Source organism: Bradyrhizobium barranii subsp. barranii, from assembly GCF_017565645.3.
Lineage (GTDB): Bacteria > Pseudomonadota > Alphaproteobacteria > Rhizobiales > Xanthobacteraceae > Bradyrhizobium > Bradyrhizobium barranii.
Genome location: NZ_CP086136.1, coordinates 10228711 through 10253829, shown reverse-complemented (window position 1 = coordinate 10253829; position 25119 = coordinate 10228711). Strand labels below are relative to the sequence as shown.

The 25119-nt window shown below is 56.1% G+C and carries 20 protein-coding genes and 3 pseudogenes; 15 read left to right on the top strand and 8 right to left on the bottom strand.

Features of this window, described 5'->3' with window-relative positions; genetic code table 11:
• Positions 1-693 precede the first annotated feature (693 nt).
• The 3 genes from J4G43_RS49770 to J4G43_RS49760 all read left to right on the top strand — a co-directional run bounded on the left by J4G43_RS49770 (position 694) and on the right by J4G43_RS49760 (position 3132).
• Complete coding sequence (locus J4G43_RS49770) at positions 694-852, top strand: hypothetical protein (protein WP_193376000.1); 159 nt, start codon at positions 694-696, stop codon at positions 850-852.
• A gap of 318 nt (positions 853-1170) precedes the next feature.
• Positions 1171-1737: a hypothetical protein gene (locus J4G43_RS49765; RefSeq protein ID WP_155258248.1), complete on the top strand. Its 567-nt coding sequence runs from the start codon at positions 1171-1173 to the stop codon at positions 1735-1737.
• On the top strand, positions 1738-3132 hold the full coding sequence (locus tag J4G43_RS49760) for a P-loop ATPase, Sll1717 family (protein WP_155258247.1): 1395 nt from the start codon (positions 1738-1740) through the stop codon (positions 3130-3132).
• 564 nt (positions 3133-3696) lie between these two features.
• Here J4G43_RS49760 and J4G43_RS49755 read toward each other — a convergent pair.
• Positions 3697-3864 (bottom strand): annotated as a pseudogene (locus J4G43_RS49755) (transposase domain-containing protein); the annotation flags it as partial.
• An 880-nt stretch (positions 3865-4744) separates the two neighbouring features.
• Here J4G43_RS49755 and J4G43_RS49750 point away from each other — a divergent pair.
• The 3 genes and pseudogenes from J4G43_RS49750 to J4G43_RS49740 all read left to right on the top strand — a co-directional run bounded on the left by J4G43_RS49750 (position 4745) and on the right by J4G43_RS49740 (position 8910).
• Complete coding sequence (locus tag J4G43_RS49750; RefSeq protein ID WP_208083448.1) at positions 4745-5347, top strand: hypothetical protein; 603 nt, start codon at positions 4745-4747, stop codon at positions 5345-5347.
• A 2113-nt stretch (positions 5348-7460) separates the two neighbouring features.
• Positions 7461-7906: pseudogene (locus tag J4G43_RS49745) on the top strand (ATP-binding protein); the annotation flags it as partial.
• A 131-nt stretch (positions 7907-8037) separates the two neighbouring features.
• Positions 8038-8910, top strand: a complete 873-nt coding sequence (locus J4G43_RS49740; protein WP_208083447.1) for a tyrosine-type recombinase/integrase — start codon at positions 8038-8040, stop codon at positions 8908-8910.
• A gap of 920 nt (positions 8911-9830) precedes the next feature.
• Here the strand turns inward: J4G43_RS49740 and J4G43_RS49735 are convergent.
• A complete protein-coding gene (locus tag J4G43_RS49735; protein ID WP_049831950.1) occupies positions 9831-10724 on the bottom strand; it encodes a type IV secretory system conjugative DNA transfer family protein in 894 nt (297 codons plus the stop codon).
• 328 nt (positions 10725-11052) lie between these two features.
• Here J4G43_RS49735 and J4G43_RS49730 point away from each other — a divergent pair, with 328 nt between their 5' ends.
• From J4G43_RS49730 to J4G43_RS56535, 3 genes and pseudogenes are all read left to right on the top strand, one after another.
• A complete protein-coding gene (locus J4G43_RS49730; RefSeq protein WP_028153376.1) occupies positions 11053-11295 on the top strand; it encodes a hypothetical protein in 243 nt (80 codons plus the stop codon).
• 155 nt (positions 11296-11450) lie between these two features.
• Entirely contained in the window at positions 11451-11759 is a 309-nt protein-coding gene (locus J4G43_RS49725; RefSeq protein WP_028153377.1) for a DUF3768 domain-containing protein, read from the top strand.
• A 360-nt stretch (positions 11760-12119) separates the two neighbouring features.
• A pseudogene (locus J4G43_RS56535) lies at positions 12120-12293 on the top strand (IS66 family transposase); the annotation flags it as partial.
• A gap of 63 nt (positions 12294-12356) precedes the next feature.
• On the opposite strand, the gene J4G43_RS49715 reads toward J4G43_RS56535, so the two are convergent.
• The 3 genes from J4G43_RS49715 to J4G43_RS49705 form a co-directional block, all read right to left on the bottom strand.
• On the bottom strand, positions 12357-15236 hold the full coding sequence (locus J4G43_RS49715; protein ID WP_208083445.1) for a DEAD/DEAH box helicase: 2880 nt from the start codon (positions 15234-15236) through the stop codon (positions 12357-12359).
• A gap of 359 nt (positions 15237-15595) precedes the next feature.
• On the bottom strand, positions 15596-15793 hold the full coding sequence (locus J4G43_RS49710; RefSeq protein ID WP_155258091.1) for a hypothetical protein: 198 nt from the start codon (positions 15791-15793) through the stop codon (positions 15596-15598).
• Positions 15794-15861: 68 nt separating this feature from the next.
• A complete protein-coding gene (locus J4G43_RS49705; protein ID WP_028153381.1) occupies positions 15862-16041 on the bottom strand; it encodes a hypothetical protein in 180 nt (59 codons plus the stop codon).
• A gap of 694 nt (positions 16042-16735) precedes the next feature.
• Here J4G43_RS49705 and J4G43_RS49700 point away from each other — a divergent pair.
• The 5 genes from J4G43_RS49700 (at position 16736) to J4G43_RS49685 (ending at position 21437) form a co-directional block, all read left to right on the top strand.
• The gene (locus J4G43_RS49700; RefSeq protein ID WP_208083444.1) at positions 16736-18520 is read left to right on the top strand and encodes a recombinase family protein; all 1785 of its coding nucleotides are present in this window, start codon (positions 16736-16738) and stop codon (positions 18518-18520) included.
• Positions 18521-18549: 29 nt separating this feature from the next.
• On the top strand, positions 18550-19902 hold the full coding sequence (locus J4G43_RS49695) for a hypothetical protein (RefSeq protein ID WP_208083443.1): 1353 nt from the start codon (positions 18550-18552) through the stop codon (positions 19900-19902).
• A 278-nt stretch (positions 19903-20180) separates the two neighbouring features.
• Entirely contained in the window at positions 20181-20534 is a 354-nt protein-coding gene (locus J4G43_RS56320) for a helix-turn-helix domain-containing protein (RefSeq protein ID WP_038945455.1), read from the top strand.
• A 23-nt stretch (positions 20535-20557) separates the two neighbouring features.
• Positions 20558-21052, top strand: a complete 495-nt coding sequence (locus tag J4G43_RS49690; RefSeq protein WP_208083442.1) for a type 1 periplasmic-binding domain-containing protein — start codon at positions 20558-20560, stop codon at positions 21050-21052.
• 97 nt (positions 21053-21149) lie between these two features.
• Complete coding sequence (locus tag J4G43_RS49685) at positions 21150-21437, top strand: hypothetical protein (RefSeq protein ID WP_208083441.1); 288 nt, start codon at positions 21150-21152, stop codon at positions 21435-21437.
• On the opposite strand, the gene istB (J4G43_RS49680) is transcribed toward J4G43_RS49685, so the two are convergent.
• Positions 21422-22174, bottom strand: coding sequence for an IS21-like element helper ATPase IstB (gene istB / locus J4G43_RS49680; RefSeq protein ID WP_038943657.1), 753 nt, complete (start codon positions 22172-22174; stop codon positions 21422-21424). The genes J4G43_RS49685 and istB (J4G43_RS49680) overlap by 16 nt on opposite strands.
• Before the next feature lie 14 nt (positions 22175-22188).
• Positions 22189-23724: an IS21 family transposase gene (istA, locus tag J4G43_RS49675; protein WP_208083440.1), complete on the bottom strand. Its 1536-nt coding sequence runs from the start codon at positions 23722-23724 to the stop codon at positions 22189-22191.
• 97 nt (positions 23725-23821) lie between these two features.
• Between istA and J4G43_RS56315 the strand changes: the two genes are divergently transcribed.
• Positions 23822-24394 (top strand): HesA/MoeB/ThiF family protein, encoded by a 573-nt coding sequence (locus J4G43_RS56315; RefSeq protein WP_208083439.1) that lies wholly within the window; start codon positions 23822-23824, stop codon positions 24392-24394.
• Here the strand turns inward: J4G43_RS56315 and istB (J4G43_RS49665) are convergent.
• On the bottom strand, positions 24348-25115 hold the full coding sequence (istB, locus tag J4G43_RS49665) for an IS21-like element IS1631 family helper ATPase IstB (protein ID WP_038952109.1): 768 nt from the start codon (positions 25113-25115) through the stop codon (positions 24348-24350). The genes J4G43_RS56315 and istB (J4G43_RS49665) overlap by 47 nt on opposite strands.
• Positions 25116-25119 lie beyond the last annotated feature (4 nt).

Below are 25119 nucleotides of genomic sequence, written 5' to 3'. Positions count from 1 at the left end.
TCCCTGCATTCTCAACGCTTGCTGCAGTGAGCGAAGCAACGCTTTGGTTGCGCTCACCCCACACGTCCCGGCGCTGCGCGAGACAGGTAGCAGAGCTTTGCTATCCGCGTCACGGCGCCAGGCGAACAGCTCCGATGGTGAATGCCGATCCGATGAGCGATCGCCGATACGCTCGCGCCGGCTCCAACGCCTCTGCCACAACTCGCGCTTTGAACTCGTCCGACCTACGTCGGCGAAGCTGCGCAGCGCTCTCAAGGCGCTCGGTGACGGCTCAATCATATGGAAGGCTCGAGTTCCAGAACTAGGCGCAGACATAGAAGCTCACATCAGCTCACAAACTCAGTAGCTGATGGCCAATCGGCTACCCAATTCGCCAGATGGGGCTCCTTGCCGGTTACGCGCGACCGCCGCATGTACAGCCGTAAATGTTCATGACTGCGTTGATTTGGACGGACGGCGCAGGTCACCCAATTCTGGTAGGTGCCTCGCGACGTTTTCAGGGATACGATCAAACTAACCAGGCGCGATCGATATCGCGATCGCGATCGCGATATCGAACGATGGCGGACATTTGGAGCGCGGTTGGCGCCTTTTGAAGGAGGCACCGGATGTTTGGTGGCCCTTGCTTGTCGGCCAGCCGCTCAGGTGCAACTTGGCCTATTCTCTGTTCGTCGCAATTAACAGGAGAACCTCATGACCCTCAAGAAAGAGCCTTCCGATCAAGAGATCGGCGAAATCAAGCGCAAATTGAAAGCGGGCAAACTCGACAAGGAAGATCTAGATGCATTAGAGGCGCTTGTTGAAAGAAATGAGCAGGCCACGAAGAAGCTGCGCGCCGCCATCGTAGAGTAAGTAATCTTGGGAGGGCTGAAAATGGTTGGCGCTGCTGGTCGCTCCGACGTAGCCCTCCCAAACTTTCTCAATCGATCTGTTATTTTCCTTGGCGAACCTTCCGCAGGAACACCCGGGGGCGAACTGCAACCTTGACTTGTTGGCCACTACGGATAAAATCTAATTTTTCGATCCGAACCGCGGCCGATTGCCCAGTGTCCGTCCGGCGCGGTGTTTCCCCTCGTCCAGCCAGGGCGCCAAGAGCTAGGCGGAAAGCGCGAGGCAAGCAAAACAACGGCGACCAGCAATTGTGCGCTTTGCAGTGCGAGGGAAATTGCCATGGAGTTCCGACCAGACGGGCGCAAATATGCTCGAATTACCAGAAAGTCGGCCGAACTAATTACACTACTTCGACGTGGTAATGCATATGAATTGGATTCAATCGTTGCCTTGATCGAAAGCCAAAAGTCGGAAGAGTTCTTCCTCAAGAATCTCGCCGCCTACATATCATCAGAGCGTGTGAGGGAATATCTCCGCTTCCTAGTTGCCCTTGGCGTCCTTTCTGAAGCCGATGGCGCCTTTACGCTTGGTCTGAATCCGAAGCCCACGTCTGACATCCACAAGATCCAACTACTCGCTGATCGAGCACGCAGATTTCTAGCTACGCAGCTAAATGTGCCGCCAGCTTCAGTCGCCACAGATTTGCAAACTAGGTCGGGTGCAATCTTGCGTAAGGGCGAGCTGGCGACTCTTGATAAGGTCGCTGCCAGCGCAAGCGTTTCAGGTAATCGCGCCGAAGAGTTCTTTCGATGGGCTGTTTATATGCTACTGGATGATCCTGGCGCAACTCTGTCTCTGTCACGCTCTCCAGTTCTCGTGAGTGGAAACGGAAAAAGGAGCGCATAAGTGTCACAGGCATCTTTTGGACCGCTCTCAGCCGAGCGCGATGCACACCTCCTAGATTATTTTCATCGAACGGCTTTCATTCAGAATATCTTATCTGCTCCATCCGGCGAAGGGCCATTCCTTATTCTGTCTCGGCCGGGTGCTGGAAAAACTGCGTTTAAAAAATGGTTGCTTTCGAAGGATTCGCCTTATGCGACAATATCACTGGATGCAACTACTGCGAGGGTATTCGTAGACGATCCCTCATTCAACGATGAAGATTATCGTACTCTGCTTCGTGCAGAGTTGCTCGCGGGCTTGCTCGGGGAGTTAATTGGGCGAAGTCCGGCACAGCTAAGAAAGGGGCAATCCAAAACTCTCCGCGACGCTTATGCAGAAGCCGAGGATTTCGTGACCGAGAATTTTTTGCAAAGTGTAGTGGATTTTGTCAAGGACCGTTTCGCGAGCCTACAGATTCTTGGAACTGGATTCAGCCTTAGTAAAGAAGAGCGAGGCCGGTACCTTAAGCAAGTCCGGCGAAAGGACTTGGCCAGCGCAGCTCTGAAATGCCTTGAAAAAGTTACAGCGGCCGAGAAGCATAGGTTCTGTCTTGTCGTTGACAATCCCGAGTACATCGTTGGACACGGACTCGCTCTAACAGATCGAGCAAATGCCTTTCGAATCGGAGCTTTGCTGAACCTACTTGCTGAAATTCACACAGCCGGTCTTCGCGTTGCGGCGTTCACAAAATTCCACGTTTTCGACAGCGTTCAGGAACACTACACGGACTACTCTCACTTTGCGGATAGTGTTGCGCGGCTCGAATGGACACGAGATGACCTGATCGAGTTTGTGTCTCTCCGTGTGAAAAAACGGTTGAAGTCCGAATGGAACGATGTGTTCGGTCTGACTCAGAAAGATTTCGCTGATTTAGTTTTTCCCCGAATCATAAACGGTCCTCGCGACGTGCTATTCTTATTGTCGGCGGCCCAATCAGCATCAGCCGGAGTAAAGCTTTCCAAAGATAACCTGCTCAGCGCCTCTACTCAGCTGAAAGATGACAAATATAAAGATATGTCGCGTCTATTTGGCGGTATCTACCCCGGCGTCGATGCTTTTTGTAAAGCAGCTGTTGCAGTTGTTCGCGACCTTAAACCGTCGATGACAACCCAGTCCGTGGATGCTGCAGTCGATAGCAGCATCTCGGACCCTCATGGCCCGCTTCATGGAATTCGCGCAAAGTACGATTGGGTAATCAATGTTCAGGCTGGAATACCGCGCGCGAGCGCTCTCCTTGGGACGCTTGGCGCGTTTGTCTTTGTAGCCAATGGGCGCCGCCACTATCCATGGGAAGGACATCCCTTAGAGGCTCTGGATAGAAGCGATTCGATTGAGCTTTCTCCATTGTTTAAATGAGTGGACGGCGATTTACAAAGTTGTTGGCCGCTATGCGGCAAAAGGCAGAAGCTGAACAGCCTAGCTCAGTGGCGAATTCGAAAGATCAAATTTGGGTCTTTGTGAGGGGCGGCGAGCCCTATTCGACCAAGGTGCCCATTGGAAACTATGCGCTCCGCGTCGCGTCTGGATCCACGTGGGCACGGCCGTGAGGAGCTTTTCGGACCGGACCCCCGCTTCTTTCCTTTGAAAGGCAAGAAAGGCACAGCGGTCGATCAGTCGTTGGTCTTGGAATTCAAGAAGGAGCGGAACCGCATTGTGGAGCACGCCCTTTTGAAACGTCGTGGAATATCGACTGGCATCGCGTCGCTCTGGCGTTTTTTCCAGCGCTGAAAGATCACACTTAAAAAAAGACAGCGCACGCGGCCGAGCGTAAGCGTAGCGCCGAGGCCCTTCAGATTGTTTGTGCGGAGTCTTGGGAGCACCGTTAGAAGAGTCATCTTCGGCAAGGGTGCTCACAATGGACGTACGCATCCGGCGACGGCCCCCGGCTAGGCCGTTTTTTTGGCGGAAGACTGATCGCGCTTAAGCGGCGTGAGCGACGCTTTGAGGCTGCCAATTCCAAGGCAGCAGTTCGTCAATGCGCCTGGCAGGGTGATCCGGTAGGCGCGCCAGCACGTCGGCAAGCCAAGCCTGCGGGTCGATGTCATTGAGCTTTGCCGTGGCGATGAGGCTATAGATGGCAGCCGCACGCACTGGTTTAGGCTCTGTGCATCTGGTGAGGCACCGATGTTTTTCAAACTACGTGCTCACAGAAACAGTCCGCCGGTCTGGTGGCTGCACGAGATTATCGAGTGGCTCGAAGCTCGCGCAAAGGCCAAGCCTGCCGACGCTCCGAGAAAGTAAGGAGCGGGGCTGGCCCTCCAAAGCCAGCCCTTCCTCCTTAGAGGTTTTCCTGGCGATCCAGCCTTATACCCCGCCATACGCCCCGCCTTTAGGGTAAGGCGGGGTCGACGGTTGGCATGCGCTGGCCTGGGGCAGCATGTATGGTCGACAAACCCCGACTTGCCGTGCGACTTCCGTGGTGCCGCCGCACCACAGCGCGCGAGCGCGGGCATACGTTCCCCCACAGTTGGAGATTGAAGCTGCAACGGACTTCCGTCCGATGCTTGGCCTTCAATCTCTTCATGGGGAGGACGGTTGGGTTCTAAGAGGTATATATCCCAGGCCGAGACGAGATTGCTTCTAACGGAATCGAGTCGGTTCACGCGCTGTGCTTATCGAGGAAGCGAACATAGCCGCGTTTCGAATTGAAGAATTCGCATCTGTCTTCATGCTAATTTCTTTTTCTTGGTCTTTACTTTGACGTCGCGTGAACGTCGATGACGTCAACGTCATCGACGGCATGTTACCTGCGTACTCGCCCCTCATTTCGAGCCGCATCGCCAACGGCGTCCGCTGACGACAAGAATAACTCTCTTGTCGCATGCCTACGCGTGCCCACACGCTCGTCCTCACTGGCGCGCATAGCAACCGTTTCCGTGCCCAGCGATTAACGGTACTCCGGAAGCTTGACGATCTAAAATTGGGTGCGTCAAAAGCCAATGCTCCCGGGCATGCTAGAATAGCGACAATGTCTTCCTTAGAAGGGCTCATACAAAGAAAAGATCCAGAGACACTCCGCTCGCAGTTTGGCGTATTGCGACGACAAATCCACCAATTCATGGAAACGGAAGAAGAGACGCGGCTTAAGGAAAACCCCAAGCCCACGGAAGAAGAGATCTACATGGCAGCATTCAAAGAATGGCTTGAGCCACAGGTGCGCGACGCGATCGCCCTAATGTACCGGAAAGGGTACGCGTCGCAATCGTCTGGTTTCCACGGCACTAAATTCGAGGTGCAGCAGATCGACGGCTTGTTCACCGTGGATGAAAGCACTAGGGCTGCATTGAACCTGATGGGCGTCGAGGTGTTGCGCGGTGCTGATATCGGAGCGCCGAACAACAAGCTCGTTACGATACTAAGATTCCGCGCCAAGGACCCCTCGATCGCCAAAATGAAAGAACAGTGGGATGCCATCGCGGCTGCGCTTCCCAAAAAACAGCTTCCATCGGGAATCCAGCCCATATGCGATAGAGTTGAAATATTCAGGGAAGAATATGCGCCGGATCACGCAAGTCTCGAAGCGACGCGCGACAAATACATACAATACCTGAGGACTGTGACAGTGCCGTAAGCGCGATTACGCATCGCCAGTTTAGTTCGTTCAGAACAGAATGCCCCGATAGCTCAAGGCGCGGCGATCACGAGAGCTTAGTGCCATCCATTGGACACCTGGTGCGTCCCTTTTGGCACTCGTAGCAAACGAAATGTCCCTTCTCACATATCTTGCCATTCTTCATATCTTTGTTTTTTGCGCACAGACTGCACAGACGCTGCGCCATGTTTTCCTCCCCTCGCCAACTTAATCGCGAGATACCTTACACCCAGGAGCATCGCAAACTAAGCCCGTAAATTTTTCCCTGACCGCGGCGGCGCCGCGAGAGCGGTGTGTCGGACGCTAGCGAATTGCAAATGCCGCCGAAGAGCGGTTCGCCCGCTAAGGTAGCATAAAGGGTTACTATTGCTGTCCCATTATCGGGACGGGAGATCCGCTTAGTGGAGCCAAGCGGACGCCGCATGGGGTTCGTTCGCACTCGCCCGATGCGGTAGGCTGCCTCGCAAGAACCTTCTAGATTGTAAAGCGTGGATGTGATTTTCTATGGCATAGCATTGCACTTCCGCCAGACCCGAGCGGGAAAGAGGTAAGGTGTGACGCTGCGGCTGGGCGTATGGGCGAGGAAGTTCGCGAGCTGTGGCCATGCGACTCGCGCGCAGATCTGGTTGCGTGTTTGCTTAGCGGTAGTTGTGGTTTCCGCCGAGGTGGCCGCGCAGGAAGCGACCCTCTGGCATCACAATGGCTCGACAGTCGCCCTTTCAGCTGCGGGTGCACGGCGACAGTTTCACTATCAAACCCCATCCGCCGATCTTCTGGAAATCGGAGTTCAGCCCAGAACCCTTCTTTTCGACGGACGCAGGGACCGCGATAAATATACTGGAACGGCCTACGTCTTCTCTAAAGTATGCGGCGCGCTACCGTATGCTGTAACAGGACCCGTCTCGCCCGATCAGCGCGGCGTCGCAATGTACGGAAAAGCGCCAATCGTAGATTCGAGTTGCCGTGTAGTCAGGCATCGCGACGATGTTCTTATTTTCAACCTTTCTTCCGTAGCACAGACCAGTACTGGTCAAAGCGACGCAGAACAATATGCCGTTCAGCAGAGACCGCCAAACCAGCAGGCGCACGACATTGAATACGAGAGGTTTCTGCAGCAATGGCAGGCGTGCTTCGATGGCGCTCAGAACACTGATGTTGGCATAGGCGCCTGTAATTCGGCGCTGTCAATTCAGCGTGGTTCATTGGACGACCGGGTCAGGTTATCGCAACGGCGACTTGAGCTTGTACGGCGCTGGCAGCAGCTGACCGGACAAAGGCCAATCGGTGTTCAGGGGGCCAGTGGCGCGAACTCACCCACCAACGGCTTGGGTACGCGAAGTTGCGGCGGCGGATGTTCGTGGTGTGACACAACTACCGGCGTATGCGTCATCCCCAGCGACGGGCCTCGACTGGCAGAAAGCAGGACGGCATCTTTCGAAGAAGAAAATAAGAGGAACGCTTTCAATCCAATGAACGATCCAGCCTTCCAGCGTGCCGTAGCTCTTGCTCTTGCTGCCGCGGCCATGCTTATTGCCTTTCTGTGGATGAGGTACGGCTTAGAAAGCGCCCGAAGAGAGGTCTCGCCCGGCACGACCGAGCGGCCGGAAGTGGCTCCTGAAGCGGCTCGCATGTTTGACGCTTCTGCAGAAGCCCATGCTGCTAACCAGGTATCTTCGCTCCCCGGAGAAGTGCCCGCCCGCAACTCTCCCGAGCCAGACAATCTCGTCTTACCACCCTCACAGCCTATGGCGCTCAAATTAAAGCGGTCAGAGCGACGTCACCTTACCGGGAAGATTATCTTCATGCTCGATGCGCGGGTCGGCCTCAATGCCGAAGCACACGCGCTTATCAAAAAATATCGGCTCGGCAATCGTATCGTTTACGAAAGTGGAGCCCGCGAGAAACACAGAGACGCAACAAAGGGGCATCTTGAAAGCACGCGGGAGCACCCTTCATTGTCCGACGGTGCGGCCGCGCAATTTCTAGGCCTCGGTAAAACCTTTTATCGTCTGTTCCGCGCCTCGGTAAGTGCCACGATGGCAGCACTCTCACTTCGCATCACGGTCGATAGTCTCATTCGTGGCGTGCATGTATGGCCAAAGGCTTCAAGGACCTCGATGCCCAGTCCGAAGCGCGCAGCCTCGAACACGCCGAATGGCTGGCTTCCTGGAACACGAGAAAACGCTGCGCCAACAAAAGCGGTTCGAAAGCAGAGCTCGCGCCGCCAAGCTACGTCATACCGCCTGCGTCGAGGATGTCGATTACCGCGTTATCCGCGGCCTCGACCGCTCGCTCTTTCTAAAACTCGCCGCCGGCGACTGGATCCGGGCACGACATAATCTCCTCGTTACCGGGCCATGCGGCGTCGGCAAGAGCTGGCTCGCTTGCGCCCTCGGCAACAAGGCTTGCCGAGACGACTTCTCAGTTGCGTACCATCGCGTGCTGCGTCTCTTCACCGCCCTCGCACTCGGCCGCGCCGATGGCCGTTACACCAAGATGCTGCGCGCTATCGCTCGTCTCGATCTGCTCATTCTTGATTTATGTGCAGCACGCAGTGATGTGGAGCGATCTAGATTCTCCCCGCTATTAACAGCCGCTTCGACCGTCCCTACTCAACATAACTGACGACGGTAGCGTGGTTCTCTCTCGTTCATCCGAAGGAGGCAACCATGCTCGAACACTTATTCCGGAAGGTTCACGCGGGTTACACGGCATCGCCCAATGGCACTTTGTTGGAAGATTTCGCTACTTGGCTCATCTCGGCTGGCTACGCCCGATCTACGGCCTGCCACCACGTACGAGGCCTAAAGGAAGCTCTCGACCGGATGTGTTCAGCGCGGCTTGATTGCGATACCGGCGTTTCAGGACGGTTCTTGTCGCAAGCATTTGCCCCCGCGTCATTGCAAGGCACCCGACGCGCCGTTGAACGTTTTCTCATCGCGAGGCGGCTGTTCGTCAAAGAAGCAGTACCCGAGCCGTTCTCAGCACTTCTTGGTCGCTACAGACGGTATCTATCGGAGGTGCGTGGCCTTACCGGCGCGACCCTGGAACAGCACATCGCAACAGTGAAGAGCTTGCTCGCGTACGCTTTGCCAGCTGGCGCCCCGCTGCATGCGTTGTCAGCTGCCACAGTCGATCGGTTCGTAATGACCAAAGCGCGGCGCATTAAGCGACAAACCCTACAGCACGTTGTCGCTCGCCTCCGCGCCTTTCTTAGGTTTTGCTTCGACCACGGCGAGATTCGGCAACGGCTCGACGCAATTGACGCGCCGCGCGCCTACCGAGGTGAACGACCGCCTCGAGCTCTGGCTTGGCCGCTTGTAAAGCGGCTGCTGCGCTCCATCGACCGATCGGAGCGGCTTGGCTGGCGAGACTATGCGATCCTCCATTTGATGGCGCATTACGGCCTGCGGCCCTCCGAGATCATCGCACTGACGCTTGGCACGCGGCGCCTACTGGTGTTGCGATCCAGGAATGTGGGCTCGTCCTGGAGGCGGCTGCTCTCGCTCTCGCTGAAGATTAGGATGGCCCGCAACGCTTAATCGAGTCGGACCGAAAACGGATACAGCATGCATCCGGAGTGCTTTTCTGAGCGAGTGATCATACTACCGGCCATGAGCGCTCCACTGATGGCGGAACACATTTGAGCAAGGCAGCGAGCCCGTGCTCGGCCATCAATCGTCAACCCACGGAGCACCGTGCGAAAGCCAGCACGACGATACCGGCCGGTGTGGAGGCACATGCTGTCAATTGCTTAAGACCTTTGGCGGCAGCTGGATAAACAAATTGCGCAACTCGAACGCACCCGAACGAAAGCTACCGGAAATACAGAAGCACGCGCACGACATCCTGAGCTATTGCTAGAAACAAATGCTATTGGCTTTCCCCAGGACAAAGCGCTGCGCATTGACCCGTTCATGCCACTCGAGTGGGACGATCAGACGATCATCGTCGAAGGCTATATCAGGAGGTTGAGACGCTCAGTTTACGGCGAATAGCTTTGGCTTTCTCTTGGAGTGGTTGTGAAAGGTCCGTCTTCCTGCCCGAATAATCACGCGGCTAGTTGTTCCGCCTCCGCTTTTTTTCAAGACACAGCGTTCGGCCTGTTCGCGATAACTTCCACATCTATTCCGATCACGGATCCACGCGACACTCTGCCAAGATCTCAGTAGAAGGAGGCGCGCCCATGCGACAATCTCATCGAGCAGGAACACTCCACGGCGAGCCGGAGAAGTTGAAGCGGTCGGCAATGCCGAACTGGTTGGTAGAGCTACCACTGAGGCGACAGCATTCGTTGCCCAGGCGCGCCCCTGGAGACACCCCCTGACTCCGTGTCCATGCCCGTGATCCAGGGGACAAAGCGAAGAACTAACAGCGATGCCAATGCTTTACATCTTTCTCACTCCGGGCCATTTCCAACACGACCGTCTACGAGCTTACACTCTTCGACGTCCTCTGAGGCTCACCGCCTCATCGGAGCCAGCGTGGTCGCACTGAAAGCCGCCGAAGGGACTCCATCGATCATAAGTTTTAAGTAGATACGATAGTTGGGCAACTGCAAAAGATCGACCTCATCGAATCGACCTTGAAATTCCCGCGCCAGATACGTCGCATCCTCCGAGCCAACTCTGAACGAAATAATCGTCCCCGCATTTCCCAGCACCGCGTGGCGCACGTCTGGTTCAAGCTGATGGAGGTATTGGTGGCCGACGGTAAAACCGACCCGATACTTGCGAAGCTCTGAGAACATATTCGCCATGGCGAGCGTCGTAAAGTTTTGAAACTCGTCAACGTAGACAAAGAAGGGACGCCGTTCATACTCGGGTAGGTCGGCGCGACTGAACGCAGCAAGCCCGAGCGTAGTGACGAGCAATCCGCCCAGGAGCGACGAGCTGTCCTCACCGATTTGCCCTTTGGCCAGGTTCACCAGCAGTACTTTGCGCTCATCCATGATTTGCCGCACGTGGAGATCATGCTGCGGAGCAGTTAGAAGTCTGTTGAGTATCGGATCTGAAAGGAAGGCGCCCACTTTGTTCTGGATCGGCGCTGTGCTGTCGGCACGATAGCCAAACGAGAATCGCTCAAACTCTTTTATGAAGAACGCCCGGACCGTCTCATTCTTCAGATGTCGCGCAATCTCGGCGCGGAACTTCCGGTCCGACAGGATGCGCAGCACGTCGTGCATCGTGGCGTGCGGTTGCTCGAGCAGCGCCATGGACTCGATTAACGTCGACTTTCCGGTACCCGTCTTACCGATGATGTAGATGTGCGAGAAGCGGTCTTCGTCCTTGATCCCAAAGGTGCAATCGTCGTTGCGGTAATCGGTGCGCGCGAAGCGCGTTACTCCGGGAGACATGCCCTATCTTCCTGCACCACGTGCACTGACAGAGAGGGTGTAACGCCTCCCCAGGTCACGTCGGCCTCGTGACCCAGGAGCACGATTTCGCCTCTCCACTCAACTGGCGTTAGCCGCGACAATCGTTGCAGATTTGATCTTTCACGTTCCGCCCTGCGATCCGGAACCTGCATGCATGTCCGGGTTTCGGTGACGAGGCGGAGGCATCGCGACGAGCGTCCATACGATCGATTGAGCATTTCTTCTAATTTCGCTCAGTAGTGGACGCTCGCTCCGCCTCGCGAACGAGCACCCGAATGGGTCGGATGCTCGTAGCGAGGAGGACACGATGTCCAACATTTCTCTTGCCCAGAGAGTTCAAAAGCTGGTGACGCTTTGCGATCAGAGGGGCTTCCAAGACCTGGACGATCTTCTGTTGGTAGCTCTCCTGAAAGATGCGAGCCCGGCGATCTGCATGACGGAGGGGTGCAACAACACCATCGACATGGAGCCCGACCAGGACCAGGGTTTCTGCGAAGCATGTGGTGGCAACACGATCATCTCAGCACTTGTGCTGGCCGGCCTAATCTAGGAGGCCGACGATGTTGGTTCGTAATTACTATCACCGCGCGGAATTAAACCGCGAGTGGAGCGACGTGTGGTCCGCACAATGTGGCGATGACTGTCCATACTGCGGCGCTCGCCACATGCCGCCCTATAGGAGCAAGGACGCGGAGGAGTGCGATGATGAATAGTATCGCCCTTCTCAACGATTCCTTCCGACGCACGTTCTCCGGCGGCAAGGTAATGATGACAATCGGAGTCGCCGAGCTACCCGACTGCGTAAAGGCCGAGGCGCTCCGTCAGGTGGCGGATTTCTCCGGGTTTACAGAGGAGAACGATCCTCATGGCGAGCACGACTTCGGAAGCTTCGACCTGGTTGGTCGAAAGTTCTTCTGGAAGATCGACTTGTATGAGGAGCCAGATGTCAAGGACGCAAATGGAGATCCCGTCGTCAATCGTGTGCTGACGATCATGTTGGCCTCCGAGTACTAACGCCACGGCGACTTGCCCCACATTCAAAAGTGGGGCTCTTTTCTGAAGACTCGGTTTTACTCACGCTTGCTAAGCCAACTTCGACCGTTCCTGCTGCAGCCGTGACCATGCGCACCAGCGCATTGACTTGTATCCGGTCGAAGGCAATCGCCTTCGCACCACAATCGCTATTCACGTAAGCCGGAGCCTGAAAGGCACGGGAGGCGACCAAACTACTACTGGGCTACGAAGAGCCATCAATCTTCCCGGTCGCCAGCCCGCCTTACCGCAGTTGCGGCAAGCTCAGAAACAACATTGTTCTCGTTAGACCTTCAACGTAGCGCCCTCCGGTACCACCCCTTGCTCGACAAAGCGCCACAACGCCTGCATCGTTTTGCGCCACGCAGTGAAGAGCACGTCGATCGTCTCTTCAATGAAGCCGAGCAGGCCGCCGATGAGGATGACGCCGGCAGTGAAACGAACAATATCGCCGTACTTCCGGACACGGGCCTGCCACCCGTCGAAAACACAACGGGAAAGAAGCGCGGCCACAAGGGGGACAATCGTGTTCCGGCGAAACCGCTCTAACCGCACGACCGCCATGACGATTCCCTAGTCTCAATTGGGATGAGGCAAATCTTCCTTAGCGGCGACCCCCGGCGTTGTTAGCCAATTGTAGAAACCCTCCCGTGTTAGCGAACCTTCCTTTATGCGTAGGAAGGCCTCGGCCAAGTCGGATACGTTCACAACGCACAATCGGCGGCAACTTTCAATAAGGCTTGGAACACTTGGCTCTACACCGGGGCTGCAAACCGTCACGCAAAAATTGTCTTTCAGACCTATCAATTCTGAGGCCGCCAGAACCTCAGTCGCGGAATTCAAAGCAACTAGATCGGTATCGTTAGCCTTGGATTTTATCTCAACGACGATCGATGGATACTGTTCTATCTTAATCAAGAAGTCTGGATGCGCTTGCTTCCCAACACGGTCCAGCGACTCACATTCAACCGAGATAGACGCCATGGCCGCGGCGAACGCGTCTTCGAGTTGTGTCCCCCTAGCGACGTACAGCGCCGAGATAATTGGCTCGCAAATGGCCTTGTCAGCTCTCCGATGATGGATGCGCTGAAAATATTCTCTCTCGGAGGCTTTCCAGCGCCGCGCCGCATCTCGAACCTGATTTGCCAGAGTTGGAACGAGCTCACCTGCTAGCCCGAGCCGTCGCTTTCCATCGGCGGCTGGCGATCCATCCATTAATTCATGTGGTTGGACCAGCCCTTGAAAACGAAGGGAAAGCATCTGTTGTCTTGCGAGTCTCCTTTGGCCTCCCGGTAGGTCGAGATTCGTCATCCAAAGAATATCGGAGGGTAAACCGTTGGCGATGCGTGTTGCTTGTCGGCGCAGCGATCGCGCGAGACAACGGGTGGCTTGGATCGCGGGATTATTACCGCGGAGCGCTGCGGGCTTGCTTTCGTCGGCAAGTGTTGGGGAGGTTATGTCGGAAATGATCTCGGAAATTCCTGTCAATATCCATGCCACGTCTCTGGCGAGGTTTTCAATGTTGCCGAGCCGAACGCCTGATACCGCCGCTTCGACATCACTACGAGATTTCCCAGCCGCCCATTCTGCTAGAAGCAATGCGCCATTAGCTGCGGGCACGTTTCCCATCCAGGGTTGGTCCCAAAGTCGCGCAGAGAGTCTGCGAGCATAGCTGTTAGTCGCGAGGTTTGGCTGCGATATCCGCCAATGGACTGATCTGGTTGCTTTGCCGCCAGCTAGATTGAACTCCGGGGAACTGATGGCCGAGTGGGCAAGGACAAACAAAAGATCGTCTTCCGATCCAGAGCCGTCTGCTTTGGGAAGAAGCTCGGACAGACCTACCGCGTGCCCAGCCAAATTCTCAATGAAGAAAAGAGCTGTCTCGGGCTTCATACCCGACCGAGCCACGGCGATACCGAACGCGGTCACGACCACGCCAAACATACTCTCGATCAAGCAGCCTGTCCCGACCAAGCGATCTATCTGTCGATCAAGATCGTCCTGCCAGTGCGCGATGCCAGCGATGTTTCGCGACTGTTCCCGCGCAGCGCTTAGAGTTGACGCAACGATATCAAATGCGTCCTGCCGGCTCGAACAGAGTTTGCCCGCGAACAACTGAAGCGTAAGCGTGCCAAAGTCTTGAGGAGTTATTCCGGCACCAAGCTCTTCCTGGGAATCTAGATCCATCAATTGTTCGGCCTCGGCGGCTGCGGCAGCTCCGTCGGCACACATAATGACCAGTCCTTGAACCGCAGCTTGTCCCATCCGTCCGACACGGCCTGCCATGTTCTGGAATTCAGACTTTCCAATCGTCTCGTGGCGTTTGCGATCGAAGTTCCAACGCTTCCATGCTGCGAATACGGCACTACCTAATGGAAAGTTTACGCCAGCGGCTAAGGTAGTAGTGGCGTAAACGACGTCCACTTGCCCCGCAGTAATTTGCTCTTCGACCAAGAGTCTTTCAGCTTCACTAAGCTCCGCATTGTGAAATGCACACTTCCGTGTAAGCGCATTCCTCAAATTGTCACTTAGCTCCAACGATGGTGGCCACGAGATCGCGACTAACTCAGGTTTTCCTCGATGCCATTCGGCACACAGATTATAGGTATCGTCCACTTTCATGCAGAACACGATAACGGGGGCTGCGCCCGGACTCCGTATCAGCTCAGCGACAATCCGATTTGTTCCGCGCTCGGCCCTTCTTCGTTCTCGCTGAATTTCACCGACTGCTCCCGGTGCAACAGAAATGCTGTGTATATTATCTGGCGCTCTGCATTCGATGCGAAGTGCTTTCTCCCTCGAAACAATGCGAACGAGCCTTAGACCGAGCCAACTCGCGAAGCTCTCCGCATCTTTCTCGCTCATTACGGCAGACAAACCTACAAGCTGTCGCCAGCCAGATCGGCGCATAAGAGCAAGTAACAGTTCAACGTTTTGACCTCGGTGCGGATCTCCTACGAGCTGGACCTCGTCGCAAACGAACGAAACATCCGTCAGATCACGCGGCGGCCCGCCGACGGACAAACAACCCAAGAATTTCTCATACGTTGCCACAAGAATTGTAGCAGTCATGGGTGCGTTGGTTCTACGGCCTGAAGCGTCCTCAACAGCATCTCCTGTTGCGCATACGATAGCCGCTCGATCGCCCGATAGCGGTCCTCGCAGGAAGAGGCGCTGCGCCTCTTCAAACTTCTGTTTTGCCAGCGCCCGATGCGACACGAGATAAACAGCGCGGCCTCCTGCCGCTATTGCGGATGCAATCGTCCACCAGCCAATCAGCGTCTTGCCCGTAGAGGTAGGTGCACTGATGAGGACGTTACTACCGAGACTCACACCGGCCTGGAGCGCCTCAAACTGAATGTCAGTGATGAATGGCTCTCCATCCATTTTGGGAAGAAGTTCAGTTGAGGAAACGACAAACTCCGAAAGCCCGTGGCCGGGCGGCAAACCCAATTTCATTATATCCCCCAGGCAATCAAACCGAGTTTCCGGAATGCGGCTCAATCTCTAATAGGGTTTTGAATTGTTTTACAACCAAAAACACGCAGGCCCGTGTTTTTACCGAGATCGTTTGATTACCAGCGCATCAGCTGCTGGGGACGTCTTGCCCGCCACTGTCGCGTCGATCGCTAATATATTCTCAATAGAGTTGTGCCAATTGACTGCGACCGAGGTTACCCGGGGTTCGTAAGCCAGTGGGCGCCGCCGCAGACAGCCCCGCGCTGGGCCACGCCTTGTTTGAATCTCGCGCTCCTTCGCCATCACGGGAAGGAGGTTGGCCACATTGCGATGCTCCATCAGGCCGTGCAGCTTTTCAGCTATTCTGCTCCGTTGTGACCGGCCCCCTTGCGTTGGCCAGCACGCCGATGATGTGCAGCCGCTCGGCCGTGCTCGGGCTTGTGGCCGAGCCGCTCCCAGCGGCACTTGTCATTCATCTTTACGATGAAGCGATATTCCTCGATCTCGCGACCCTTGCAGTACAGAAACTTGCCGGAAACGTCCTCGCCGAGCAGCATGACAGCGTCGCCCGCGCCCGCCACGCCCCACGTGCCGGATAGTTTCCAGCAGATTCTCTGCACCGGCCTTACGCTATGATCGTAATATTGAGCTGGGCCGCCAATTGCTGAAGCGGGCGCACAGCGTCATAGTCGATGGAGTACAGCGTCTTCTGCCGCTTGCCGCTGACGTCGGGCCGAACGACTTCGAGAATGTCGACGATCACCAGCCTCGGATTCTCTGCTCCGAGGGCAGTCCAACGCTGCATGATTCCTGCTGCTTCTCCCTCGAATCTGGACAGTGTCCAGTAGGCTGATCTCGTGGGAGACATCATCAAGACCAATAAGACGATAATTGGCGCTGCATTGGCAGAGGCAGCTCTTTCAATCGGCCGACAGGCGAGTGAGACAACCCCAGAGTGGTTCGCCAAAATCAGGGGAAGGTCTTATTACCTGAGTCAGAATGCCGCGCTCGCGTGCGATTCTCAGCGCGGGCTCGCCGTGATTCAATGCGCCAGCCATATACGCCCTGCTCGCAGTTATCCATCGATCCGGATAGGGGGGGAGGTGCGCGAAGGAATTCGGCGTCAAAGGCGAGAAAGTCCTCTCGGATGATTTGCGAGCACATTACGCGAGCTGAGGCGCTTCGCGAGAAGTTACGGCAGTCCAACTCAAAACGGCTGGCGGGCGAATGTGCGTGTTTGGCATTTTTTGCCGCCTAGCATTTTAGCTGCTGGAAAGTACATGATGCGAGGATGAGCACAAGGACGATGCCTCAAGTTCACTATCAATTACATGACGAGCCACCAGCTGGACACCAAATGCGGTTAGCTAGCGCTTTTGATCTTCTATTTGAGGAGGTCCTGAGATTGCGCTCCTTCGTTGGATGTGTTCATCATCACGTTGCACCAACCGAGTCGACTCATGCCGGGGGTCGGGAGTAAACTTATCTCTATAGAGAGTATGAACCACGAAGAATTGGTACCAAGCACAAAGCTGATTGCAATATACGCGAGAGTCTCGACTGCGCGACAAGAGGAGGAAGGGACCGTCGAGACCCAGTTAACAGCGCTCCGAGATTTCGCTCGTCAGCGCGGTTATAGCATCGTCAAAGAATACATTGATGACGGCTGGAGTGGAGACATTCTTGTCAGACCGTCGCTGGATCAGCTCCGCCAGGATGCGCGAGGAAAAACATGGCAAGCCGTTTTGGTCTATGACCCTGATCGGCTAGCTCGACGATATTCCTACCAAGAACTGGTGATGGACGAATTGCGAGAGGCCCAAATTGAAATCATATTTGTTACTGTTTCTGCCCCGAAGAATAGCGAAGAGAAAATTTTGCATGGTGTGCGAGGTCTGTTTGCTGAGTATGAGCGCGCAAAAATCGCGGAACGCTTTCGGCTCGGGAAACTTCGCAAAGTAAAAGAGGGCCATATCCTCGTGAGTGAGGCTCTCTATGGCTATAACTACATTCCTAAGCTCGACGGCAGGCATGGATATTACGAAATTAATCCAGAAGAAGCGCGGATTGTGAAGTCAATTTTCACCTGGGTCGCCGACGACGGCTGCACCTTACGGAAAATCGTGCGCAAACTACAGGGACTCGGCATAAAGCCCCGCAAAAGCAAGCGGGGGGTTTGGAACACGAGCACGCTCAGCACATTGTTGAGGCACAAGGGCTACATCGGCGAAGCCCACTGGGGCGCATCATACGCTGTGGCGCCTCAGCACCCAATCAAACAAGACGCGTATCGAAAAGTAAAAAAGACGAGTCGTCGAATGCGACCGGGAGAAGAGTGGTTCATTATTCCGGTGCCTGCGATCATAGATAAAACGCTCTTTGAACGCGCGCGCGCACAACTCGACGCCAACTTCGCGCTGTCTCAACGGAACAGAAAGAATCAGTATCTCCTTGCGGGCAAGATTGGATGCGTCTGCGGGAGAAGTAGATCCGGTGAAGGTGTGCTGCGAGGCAAGCACCTCTACTATCGTTGTACCGATAGAGTGCTCAGCTTTCCTCTGCCAGCAACGTGCAAGGAACGGGGAATAAATGCGCGCATCGCCGATAGGCTCGTTTGGGACAAGATTGCCGATTTGATGGGCTCGGAAGAATTGCTCTCTGAACAGATCAGGCGCTGGTTGGGGACGCGCCGGGCGAAGGTGCAGTCATCTGGCGGCGATGTTGCCGCTGCGGAAAAAGAATTAGCCGCATTGAAGGTACAGGAGGATCGCTACAACAAAGCGTATGGCGCTGGCCTGTTCACCGTCGAGCAGCTGAGAGAATACACGACCCCGCTACGGGAGAAACTTACGTCGTTGAAAAACACCATCGCGAGTGCGCAACAACAGACGAACGCTATTTATGTCACCGAAATGCCGAGCGCCGACGAGATCAAACAATTCTCTGATGCAGCGCAGACAGCGCTCCACAACTTGAGTTTTCAGGCGAGACGGGCGATACTACTGAATACGGTAGAGAAAATCGTGGGAACACCCCAAGAATTACAAGTCCATGGCTATATTCCAGTAAAAGATCATGTCGAGTTCAAAACTAGCCATAGGCATGGAGTGAGCGCAACTCGACATCCGAAAACGGGCCACATTCCCTTTGAATTGTGCATCGCGCTTCCAGCTCCTCGCTATGAACGAAATATCGAGAGCCGTGATCGGAACGGGAGGATACTTCGATCCGTACCACCCGCAGAGCATCGATCGTGCCTCGATGGCACAATGCCGTCACTTTGAATTGCTCGCTGCGTCAGTACGCTCACCCTATGCCGGGACCAGAGCGGGACGAACAGAAAAGGAAAATCATCCCCACGGTTTCGGAGGTGCTCGAAGACGGGACGATTATTGAACTCATATACCGGCCGGAAATTCGCATTACGTCTCTTGTCCTCTTCAATGCTGGACGTTGGACGTTGCAAGGTCACGTAGACGTGTCGGAGCGGTACCGGCTCGTCCCATTCTCTCCGAACAACAATCTCATTAAGAACGAGGTTGTGCTTCTGCCGTCAGAACCTCGCATGTACGGCAGCGAGCAACAGCTCGTCTCGGAAATCGCGGATTTTATACATCGATACGCGGATCTCAGTCCGTCCTTCGAGCAGGTCGCTTGTTATTACGTCTTGCTGACCTGGCTGTACGACGCATTCAACGATCTGCCGTATCTACGGCTTCGCGGAGACTTCGGCACGGGCAAGACGCGTATGCTCCTCACGATTGGTTCACTTTGCTACAAGCCGTTCTTCGCGAGCGGCGCCTCAACCGTCTCACCAATATTCCATACACTCGATGCTTTTCGCGGAACCCTCATCTTTGATGAGGCTGATTTTCGCTTCAGCGACGAGCGATCAGAAATTGTAAAAATCCTTAACAACGGCAACGTGCGTGGCATGCCGGTGCTGCGCACCATGATGAATCAACAACGGGAGTTTAATCCGCAGGCATTTCATGTTTTTGGTCCCAAGATCGTGGCCACACGCGGCCTCTATGAAGACCGAGGACTAGAGAGCCGGTTTATCACAGAGGAAACGGGCGCGCGTCCGCTTCGGGATGATGTTCCGATCAACCTTCCGGAAACATTCAAGGAAGAAGCGCGCGAGCTGCGCAACAAGCTGTTATTGTATCGCTTTCACAGAAGGCACGAGGTCAAGCTCGATGCGACTTTGGCTGATCCAAAACTCGAACCACGCCTCAACCAGATCATGTTGCCCTTGCTCAGCGTCATTGGCAACCCGGAGCTGCGCGCCGCACTTCGGAACGCTGCTCATAACGCTCAGGCGTCGATCGTTGCGGAACGTGGCCTCCTCATGGAAGCCCAAGTGTTGGAAGTTCTTGCGGAGTTGATGATCACGACAGACCGCCCGATTGTTCCCGTTGCCGATGTGACCATGGGGCTCATCGAGCGATACGGCGCCGAGTACGAGCGCCCGATCACGAATCGGTGGATTGGCAGCGTTTTGAGAAAGAAACTCAACCTGCAAACCTACAAGAGCCACGGCGTGTATGTAATTCCCATGAATGAGAGGCAAAAAGTAGAGGTGCTGTGCGGCCGATACGGCGTTAATATCATCACCGATGTCTCGGCAGCAGAGGGGGGCGTGGGGACTAAGGGGACTTTGTAGCACGCCTCCACAACGAGACAGGGCGAGGGAATGCTCAAGTGCGAGTACGTACAATTCTAGGGTGCGCAGGGCCCGCCACGCCCCCATGTCCCCACGTCCACCTTCTCTTCATGCGACATTGTGCATGCTTCCCAAAGTCACGAGAGGAAAGGGCGCGCCGCGTATTCTGCGTCTCATTCGTTCCACGCGGGCACTTTTTCGTGTCTCGAACGGGATCGTACCATAGGCGATTATAGTGTGCATGCCTGTCATCTTAATGGCTGGCCGTATCACTATATATGCATCACCCTCGCAGATCATACCTTCGTCCGCTTCGCCGCCGCTGGGGATTCACTCAGGAGGAGCTGGCCTTTTTGATCGGTATAAAGAGAACCGCCGTCACGCGAATTGAAGGGTTGAAGCGAAAGCCGAACATTGATGCGGTATTCATATGCGCGCTGGTTTTCAATATGTCCCCCTTGCAGTTATTTCCGGGCCTCATGTCAGAGCTACACGAGGCCGTGCTTCGACGTGCTAATGAACTCTATGAAGAGCTTCAGGGCGATTCGTCCAAGACGACACGCATCAAGTTGGACTTTCTTGAACAACTGTTTCAGCGATCGGAAACAAAGCCCCTCGATTCAAGTGTATGAATGGACTTCGCCGGTACGCACTCGTGCTCGCCATCTATTTGAACACGCGCGGCTTTGGGTTCGTTCTGTTTGAAGGCCATTTGTCTCCGTTCGATTGGGGTATGCGTGAAATCCGCGGCCCTCGAAAGCATGGGCGATGCGTCACGCATATCAGCAAGAAGTTCGATCGCTATCTGCCGGACATTCTGGTCCTTCAAGACACGTCGCCGGAGGGTACACGGCGTGCGCCGCGGATCACCTACCTCAACGCGGCAATCGCCGAGCTGGCGAAGAGTCGTGGCATTCCCGTGTACGCATATTCGCGTGATCAGGTACGAGCTGCTTTCGATTACCTTGGTTGCGTGAACAAGCAGAGCCTCGCGGAAGTGATCGCAAAAAAGATTCCGGCGTTCGAGCGGTACGTTCCGCCGCCGCGGAAGCCATGGATGAGCGAGGACGCGCGCATGGGACTTTTCGATGCGGCGGCTTTGGCGTTGATGTTTTTTTACTCAATCAATGGTGATCGACAGGCGACATAGCCGCTCGCTGCTCGTGAGTCAAAATGTCGCGTTCACAGTCGGTTCTCAACGACGACCAGCCGTGATTCAATCCTTGCCCCATCCAGGGAGTAAGACTGTGAAGAGTACGCTCGCTGATCGGCAACGGGGACAGCTTTGCACCCGGCTTCTCTCCGGGACAACCATCGCCTTCCTCGGTACCGGAAGGAGCTTGAGCAAGATAGAATATCTCGCCTCAAGCGGAATCGGTCATTTCGTCCTTGTGCGGATTCCGACGAAGCCGGCCATGCATTCCAATTCGAAGCCGGCCGGGCATTCCGATCTGAAGCCGGCCACCCGTTGCGTCGTTCGCATGGGTCAATTTCATGATGTCGTCGAGGGCTGGGAAGGTCAAGAGACCGGTTGATCTTGAGCGGGTTGCTTCTGCTTCCTGAGGCTCTCTCCTTTGAGTTCGATGCGGTAGGCATTGTGGACGAGGCGATCGAGGATCGCGTCGGCGATGGTGGGGTTTCCGATGATTTCGTACCAGCGATCGACGGGCAGCTGGCTGGTGACGATAATCGAACGGGCTTCGTATCGATCCTCGACGATTTCGAGCAAATCACGGCGTTGGTCGGCGTCGAGAGGTTCTGGTCCCCAGTCGTCCAGGATCAGCAGATCAAGTCGTGCGATCGCCCGCAGCATCCTGGTATAGCGTCCGTCGGCGCGTCCCAGTGCGAGAGCGGCGAACAGACGCGGGACGCGATGGTAGGCAACGGCGAAGTCGTCCCGGCAAGCCTTGTGGCCGAGGGCGCAAGCAAGCCAACTCTTGCCGACGCCGCATGGCCCAGTGACAAGGAGATTATGCCTCGCTCGGATCCAGTCGCCGGCGGCGAGTTTTAGAAAGAGCGTGCGGTCGAGCCCGCGGATGGCACGGTAGTCGACATCCTCGACGCAAGCGGCATGACGTAGCTTGGCGGCGCGAGCTCTGCTCTCAAACCGCTTTTGCTGTCGCTGCGTTTTCTCCTGTTCCAGGAGCAGGGCCAGCCATTCGGCATGTTCGAGGCTGCGTGCTTCGGGCTGGGCATCAAGCTCCTTGAAGCCTTTGGCCATGCCGTGGAGACCGAGATTTTGCAGCAGGTCGAGCGTGGGATGGGTCAGCATGCTGGATTTTCCTTTCAATGGAAGTAGCCGGGGCCGCGCAGATTGGGATGGTCGACGACGACGTCATCGGTGGGGCGAGCGCTGCGGTCGAGCTTGTTGGCGATGATCGAGGCGATGCTCTTGTAGGTCAGCGCGCGGACCGCAACCGCGCGGGCCGCGATCAACTCGGCGCGTTCTGGATCGAGATCCTTGAACAGCCGAAGCACACCCAGACAGGTCCGGAATCCCTGTTCGGGATGAGGCCGATTGGCCAGGATGGCGAGGACGAGCCCCTCAGTGTTGGGCCCGATCGATCGTCCCCAGCGCCGGAACCGCTCGGGAGTCCACTCGGCGTAACGCCGATGCGCGCTGGGCATGTGGTCGGGATCGGTGCCGTGCCGGCGGCCGCCGTAGCGGCGCTGGTGAGCCGCAACACGCGAACCCCGATGGAACAGCTCGATGGTCCGGGTGGTGGCGCGGACGTCGACCTGCTCCCGGATCAGGCCGTGTGGAACTGAGTAGAAGAAGCCGTCGATCTCGACATGATAATCGAGCGAGACGCGGGCCACGCGCCATTCCGCAAACTGATAGTCGGCGTCCGGCAACGACGCCAGGACCGACATCTCGACCGTCTCGAACAATTGACGGCGACTGACACCAAGCCGGCGCATGATGTGCGCGTTGATCCGCTCCAGCGCAGCGGCAATGGCTGCGTTCGCCTCGGCCAGCGAGAAGAAGGTCTGGCGACGAAGCCGCCCGAGGATATAGGTCTGGGCAAACCGAACCCCGGCCTCCACTTTTGCCTTATCCCGCGGCTTTCTTGGCCGTGCCGGAAGGATGCCAACGCCGTAATGGGACGCCATCATCCCGTAGCTGCGATTGATTTCAGGGTCGTAGAACGAAGCCCGGTGCACGCCGGACTTCAGATTGTCAGGAACGACGAGGCGTGGCACCCCGCCAAAGAACCGGAACATCCGGACATGGGCCTCGATCCAGTCCGGAAGTGTCTGCGTCCAGGTCGCCTCGGCGTAGGTGTAATTCGAGGCGCCAAGCACGGCGACGAAGATCTCCGCATCGCGTACAACCCCGGTTTCGCGATCAACGATCATGATCTTCTTGCCGGAGTAATCGACAAAGACCTTGTCGCCGGCCGGATGGTCCTGCCGCATCGTCGGAGACAGCCGCCGGTCGAATTCCCGGAATAAATCGCAGAACCGGCTGTAGCCATAACCTTCCGGGTGGACCGCCCGGTACTCCTCCCACAGCACCATCAGATTGACGCCAGGCCGCTTCAGCTCACAGGCCAGCGAGGCCCAATCCGGCTCCCGGCGCCGGCGAAAGCCGCGCCTGACGCCGGCATGGGCAAACAGACGTTGTTCAAGAACGGCGTCGGTCAGATCGCCCGCCAAAGGCCACGCCAGCCCGGCAGTCAAGGCACGCTTGAGATTGTCCTGGATGGTGCTGCGCGCCACGCCGAGCGTGCGCCCAATCTCCCGGGCGCTCACCCCATCACGGGCAAGCCGCAGCATCTGTCGTATCTGTCGCATGGTCAGTTCTCTCTTGGCCGGCATCCGCTTCCCCACGTTGATCAACGCGGGACTTGATGCCTGAGGGACTGACCCAAACGAAAACGCCGACTTCCAAAAACCCGGCCGGCTTCAAATCGGAATGCCGGCCGGTTTCATTTCGGAATCGTGGCCGGCTTCAAATCGGAACGATGGCCGGCTTCAAGTCGGAATACCTGGCCGGAATAAATCGGAATCCGCAGTCCTTGTCGATGGCGGCACCGTCGAGCGCGAAAATATTGGCCAGTCCGGCTTCGCGTGCGATGACATCGGACGACTAAAAGGGGATGTCGCGGCCGATCGTGTCAGACGCATCAATCCCGAAGTCCAAGTCCAGACGTTCGCCTGTCGCGACAATGAACTTGAAGACCTCAATGCCGTCCTTCGAAATGCCGATCTCATCATCGACGGAACAGACAGCCTGTCTGCGGCAATGCGATTGAGCCGAGCGGCCTTTCAGCTCGGCATCGATGCGTTGCACATCAGGACGGAAGGCGACAACCGACAATATGTTATCGCGGGGACTTTGCGGAACGCTCCGGGTCTTGGTTGCGCCCCGCGGGTCACTTCAAATTCCTCCGGGTGTGGTCAGTCAAATTCCTCCACCCGCGAGGCAGGACAAGGGACTGTTAGTTTGAGTTTGTTTCCCGGGCAAGAGCTTCAGCGGCTTCTTTGAGCCGATAGCTGCGTCCGTCGAACTCAAGCAGATGGCAATGATGCATAAGGCGATCGAGGATCGTCGTGCTCATAGTGTTGTCCCCAAGGTATGCCCCCCAATCCTGCACGACGCGATTGGAGGTGACGATGACGCTGCGGCGCAGTTTGTAACGCTGATGGATCAGGGTCTGCAGCAAAGTGCCGGCGTCGTCGGGGATGGCGCGTGCGAGGAATAGATCGTCCAGCACGAGGAGATCGCAGTCGATGATGGTTCGCAGCCGGACCTCGCGTTGTGCCGGAGAGTTCAGGGCGTAGCGGTGGAAGAAGTCGTCGGTCTCAAGATACTGGACCTTGTGGCTTTGCAGGATCGCCTGATAGGCAATCGCCTTGGCGATGTGCGACTTCCCGGTGCCAGGTTTGCCAACAAGCAGAGCGTTCTCGCCAGCGGCAATGAACGCCAGGGTGTGGAGCTGGAAGCAGGTCTGACGTGGCAGTTTGGGATTGAAGGACCAGTCGAACTCGGCGAGCGTCAGCTTTTCGTCGAGCCCGGATTGCTGGTATCGCCGCTCGATAAGACGGGACTGACGACGGTCCAGTTCATCCTGCAGGATAAGGGAGAAGGTCTCGAGGAAGGGCTGGTTGGCGCCCTGCGCCTGGAGCACGCGCGTCTGCAGCGTGTCGCGGACACCCGACAGGCGCAGCTGTCGTAGGCAACGCTCAATTTCCGGCATGGTCATCATGTGG